Source organism: Pseudomonas sp. GW821-FHT03A09 (assembly GCF_059421065.1).
Map to the genome: position 1 here is coordinate 1 of NZ_JBWKUX010000029.1, position 5325 is coordinate 5325.

Consider the following 5325-nt stretch of genomic DNA (forward strand, 5'->3'; position numbering starts at 1 on the left):
ATTCTCCCGCGCGCGGTCAGCGAACAGCTCATGCACCAGGCGCTGGGCCGAGAAGCCTGAGTCGGTGCAATTCCACAGTTGCAGAATCTGCTGTTGCTCCGTGCTGTCCAGCAACGGCAACTGGCTGAGAGATAGTTGCGGGTTGGCGACCATGCCTTGCAACAGATTCTGCCAATGCCGGGCCATGCGTTGCACGGTGGCAGCTTCGAACAGGTCCTGGGCGTAACCCAAAGTGGCCCAGATGCCCTCGGTGGACTCCTGGATATCCAGGTCCAGGTCAAAGTGTGCGGTCTTGCTTTCCCACTCCAGACCTTCAACCCGCAGTTGCGGCAATTGATGCTGCACCTGCACCTGACCGACATCGGTCTGGTGGTTGAACATCACCTGGAACAACGGATTATGGCTGAGGCTGCGCTCCGGCTGCAGGGCTTCCACCAGTTGCTCAAACGGCAAATCCTGATGCGACTGGGCCTCCAGCGCCCGCTGCCGTGTGTGTTGCAACAACTGCTCGACACTCATCTGCCCGTGCAGATCCGCCTTGAGTACCTGGGTGTTGACGAAGAAACCGATCAGGCGCTCAGTCTCACTGCGGTTGCGATTGGCAATCGGCACGCCGACGCGAATCTCTTCCTGAGCGCTGTAGCGGTGCAACAGGGTCTGGAACGAGGCCAGCAACAGCATGAACAGCGTGACGCCTTGCTGTTGGGCCAGGGCCTTGAGTTCCAGGGTCAGGGTCGGCGCCAACTCAATGGCCAGGCGCGCACCGCGATGGCTCTGCACGGCCGGACGCGGGTGGTCGAACGGCAGCTCCAGCACACTTTGCTCACCGCCCAACACCTCGCGCCAGTACGCCAACTGGCGCTGCTTCTCGCCGGCGTCCATCCAGTCGCGCTGCCACACGGCATAGTCGGCGTACTGGATCGGCAACGCCGGCAACTGCAGGTCCTGGCCCTGGCTGTAAGCGGCGTATAGCTGCACCAGTTCCTCGACCACCAATTGCATCGACCAGCCATCGGAGACGATATGGTGCTGCACCAGCACCAGCACATGTTCGTCCGCCGCCAGGCGCAACAGGGTGACGCGCAATAACGGGCCTTGTTGCAAATCGAAGGGCTGCGCGATCTCCGCTTCTACCCGCGCCTTGAGCTGGGTTTCGTCGACATCGGCGTGGGTGATGTGCAGCACCGCAGCCGGCTCGATCACCTGCACCGCGCCGGCGTGCTCCTGACGGATATGAGTGCGCAGGCTTTCGTGACGGGCCAGCAGCGTGTCGAAGCTGCGTTGCAGTGCGACGTGGTCCAACTGCCCGTTCAAGCGCAGTGCGCTGGGGATGTGGTAGGCGGCGCTGTGAGGTTCCAACTGCCAGAGAAACCACTGGCGCTCTTGAGCGTACGAAAGCGGCAACGGCTGCTCGCGCCCTGCCGGCAACAAGGCCGGAGCCTTGGGCGCGGAGGAATCCTGCGTCTGCATCGCGGCCACGAAGGCTTCCAGCCGTGGGTGTTCGAAGACTGCCTTGAGCGGCACTTCCAGGCCCAGTGCCTGGCGAATCCGCGACACCACCTGCATCGCCAGCAGCGAATGCCCGCCCAGTTCAAAGAAATGCTGGTTCAAACCGACCCGCTCGACACCGAGAATGTCCGTCCAGATGTCCGCGACTTGCTGTTGCAATGGCGTAACCGGTGCCTGCCAGTCCTGTTGCACCTGGCTTGCATCCGGCTTGGGCAACGCCTGGCGATCCAGCTTGCCGTTGGGGTTCAGGGGCATGTGGTCGAGGAAGATCAGGTGCGCGGGCACCATATAGTCCGGCAGGTGCTCACGCAGGGTCGCCATCAGTGGCTCACCGGCCGCTGCGCGTTCGGTTTCGGACAACGGCTGTGCCGGCACCAGATAGGCCAGCAGTTGGTTGTCGGCCGCCAGCAACAGGGCCTCGCGCACGCTGTCCTGGGCCAGCAGCAGCGCTTCGATTTCACCGAGTTCAATGCGGAAACCGCGGATTTTCACTTGGTGGTCGACGCGCCCGACATACTCGACCACACCGTCAGCGCGATAGCGCGCCAGGTCGCCGCTGCGATACAGGCGCTCGCCCGTTGCACTGAACGGGTCGGCGACAAAACGCTCGGCGGTCAGGCCCGGGCGCTGTAAATAGGCGCGGGCCAGGCCACTGGCGCTGGCGATATACAGTTCGCCCACGGCGCCGCTCGGGAGCAGGTTCAGGTCGCCGTCCAGCACATACAAGCCACGCCCGGGCAATGCTCGGCCAATCGGGCTGGCCGTCACACCGACCATGGCATTGACGTCGGTACAATCGAGCACACTGGACACCACCGTAGCCTCGGTCGGCCCGTAGGTGTTGAGCAGGCGCACATGGCCCAACCCCGCACGCTGCCACAGCAGCGGGCCATCCAGCGGCATGGCTTCGCCGCCGATATGGATCTGGCGCAACGCCCCATAAGGGCGTGGCCCTGCTGCCAGGCAATCCTGCAGGAACAGCTTCCAGTAGGCGGTTGGCAAGTCGGCCAGGGTAATGCCCTGGGCGATGATCTGTCGGTACAACTCAGCACCGTCCCACAGTTGCGGCCCACGTAAAACCACACTGGCGCCCAGGGTCAGCGCCGGGTACAACTGCTCGACGAAACCGTCGAAGTTAAGGGTTGCGAACTGCAACACCCGGTCACCCGGAACCAGACACGAATAATCCGCCGCGATACCGGCAAACTCGCTCAAGGCCGCATGGTTGATGGCGACACCCTTGGGTTTGCCGGTGGAGCCAGAGGTGTAGATCACATAGGCCAGGTTTTGCGGTTCAAACGCCAGAGATGGGTTCTCGTCGCTGAAGGACGCCAATTGCGCGTCAGCCAGATCGATGTCCAAGGTCGACAGCTGCGCCGACAACGGCAAGCGCGTCCGCAGGTGGGACTGGGTCAACACCCATTGCACGGCGCTGTCGTCGAGCATGTGCATCAGGCGCTCGCGGGGGTACTCCGGGTCAAGCGGCACATAGGCACCGCCCGCCTTGAGTACCGCCAGCAAGCTGACCACCATGGCAAACGAACGCTCGACCGCAACCCCCACCAGCACATCGGGACCTACGCCCTGGGCGATCAGGTAATGCGCAAGGCGGTTGGCCTGCCGGTTCAACTCGCCGTAGCTGATGACCTGATCGTCCAACACCAACGCCGGATGCCCGGGCTGCCTCAAGACCTGGGCTTCGAACAAGCGATGCACCGCCTGGGGCTCGCCAGCCGTCGCCGGGGCATTCCACGCCTGCAACAGCGCATGGGTTTGTGGCGCGCTCAACATTGCCAGTTCGGCGAGACGGCATTGAGGCGCGCTGACGATACCCGCCAGCAGGTTCTGCCAATGCCCGGCCAGACGCTCCATGGTTGCGGTGTCGAACAAATCGGTGGCGTAGGTCAACGCCGCCCACAGACCCTCGGCGGACTCATGGGTGTCCAGGCTCAGGTCGAAGTGGGTGGTGTGGCTGTCCCAGTCCAGCTCCGTCACGCGCAGGCACGGCAGTTGTTGAGCATCGCGGCTGCCTTGGGCATCGGTCTGATGGTTGAACATCACTTGGAACAACGGGTTATGGCTCAGGCTGCGTTCCGGCTGCAACGCCACGACCAGTTGCTCGAACGGCAGGTCCTGGTGGGCCTGGGCTTCCAGGGCGCGGCGCTTGGTCTGTTGCAACAGCTCGGCAAAGGTCATCTGCCCATCAAGATCGGCCTTGAGCACTTGGGTGTTGACGAAAAAACCGATCAACCGCTCGGTCTCGACACGGTTACGGTTGGCAATCGGCACGCCGATGCGGATATCCGACTGCCCGCTGTAGCGATAGAGCAAGGTCTGGAACGAGGCCAGCAACAGCATGAATGGCGTCACACCCTCGTGCTGCGCCAGGCGCTTGAGGCCCGCGACCAGGTCAGCGTCCAGATGCACTTGCAGGCTCGCACCGCGATGGCTTTGTTGGGCCGGACGCGGGCGGTCCAGCGGCAGCTCCAGCACCGGTTGCTCGCCGCCCAACAGGGCCTGCCAGTAATTCAGCTGGCGTGCCCGCTCCCCCGCTTCCATCCAGCCGCGTTGCCACAGGGCGTAGTCGGCGTACTGGATCGGCAGTGCTGGGAGTTGCAGTTCATGACCCTGGCTGTAGGCCGCATAATGTTGCACCAGTTCTTCGACCATCACCTGCATTGACCAACCATCGGAAACGATGTGGTGCTGCACCATCACCAACACGTGGTCGTCTTCGGCCAATTGCAGCAGGGTCACGCGCAACAGCGGGGCCTGATGCAGATCGAACGGCCGCGCAACTTCCGCCTCCACGGCCGCCATCAGTTGCGCTTCTTCAATACGCACCTGCTGGATCTCGACCCGTGCTTGCGGCAATACCGCCTGCAGCACGCGCTCCCCGTCCTCGACCAATTGGGTACGCAGGCTTTCGTGATGGGCCAACAGGCTGTCGAAACTGCGTTGCAACGCAGGCAGGTCCAGGCGCCCCTGCAAACGCAGGGCTCCGGGGATGTGGTAGGTGGCACTCTCTGGGTCCAGTTGCCAGAGAAACCATTGGCGTTCCTGGGCGTAGGACAGCGGCAATACGTCGGCATCGTGGCGTGTGGGGGCAATCGGCAGTTGAGCGAAACTCATGCCACGGCTTTGCAGGCGCTGGTAGAACTGCTGGCGCTGCTCCAGAGGCAAGCGGAGAAAGCGCGACACCAGGTCGATATTAGGGTTGGAAAGCATGGTTCAAATCGCCTCTAGTTCGCTCAAAAAGTCACGAAGGTCATCAAAATCTTCCACGCTGCCGGCGCGGAAGGTGGCTGCGGCCTGCACGTAGGTGCGCAGCGATTCGGTCTGGAACAGCTCCATCAGCGGCACCTCCAGGCCCAGTTCGGCCTGGACCCTTGAGGTGATCTGGATCGCCAGCAAGGAGTGGCCGCCGACTTCGAAGAAATTGTCGTCCAGGCCCACTTGCGGCAGGCGCAGCACCTCGGCCCAGATCGCGGCAATCTGCTGCTCCAACTCCGTTTCAGGGGCTACGTACTGCTGTTGCAGCAGGCTCGCGTCCGGCTCGGGCAAACCCTTGCGGTCGAGTTTGCCGTTCGGGGTCAGCGGCATCTGTGCCAGGAACATGAAATGCGCGGGCACCATGTAGTCCGGCAGGCGGGCTTTCAGGGCGCGGCGCAAGGCGTCACGGAACTCGGCCTGATTGGCCAGGCTGGCGTCTGCCGGTACGACGTACGCCACCAACTGTTTGCCGGTCGGGCCTTCCTGGGCCACCACCACGGTTTCGCCGACGCTGTCCTGCTCGCGCAGGCGCGCTTCGATTTC

2 protein-coding genes are annotated in these 5325 nt (G+C 63.1%); both read right to left on the bottom strand.

The window, feature by feature from the left end:
• Positions 1-4737, bottom strand: a 4737-nt coding sequence (locus AC07V4_RS26880) for an amino acid adenylation domain-containing protein (RefSeq protein ID WP_492638754.1), incomplete at its 3' end; no start/stop codon positions are given.
• 3 nt (positions 4738-4740) lie between these two features.
• On the bottom strand, positions 4741-5325 hold a 585-nt coding region (locus AC07V4_RS26885; protein ID WP_492638755.1), incomplete at its 5' end, for a phosphopantetheine-binding protein.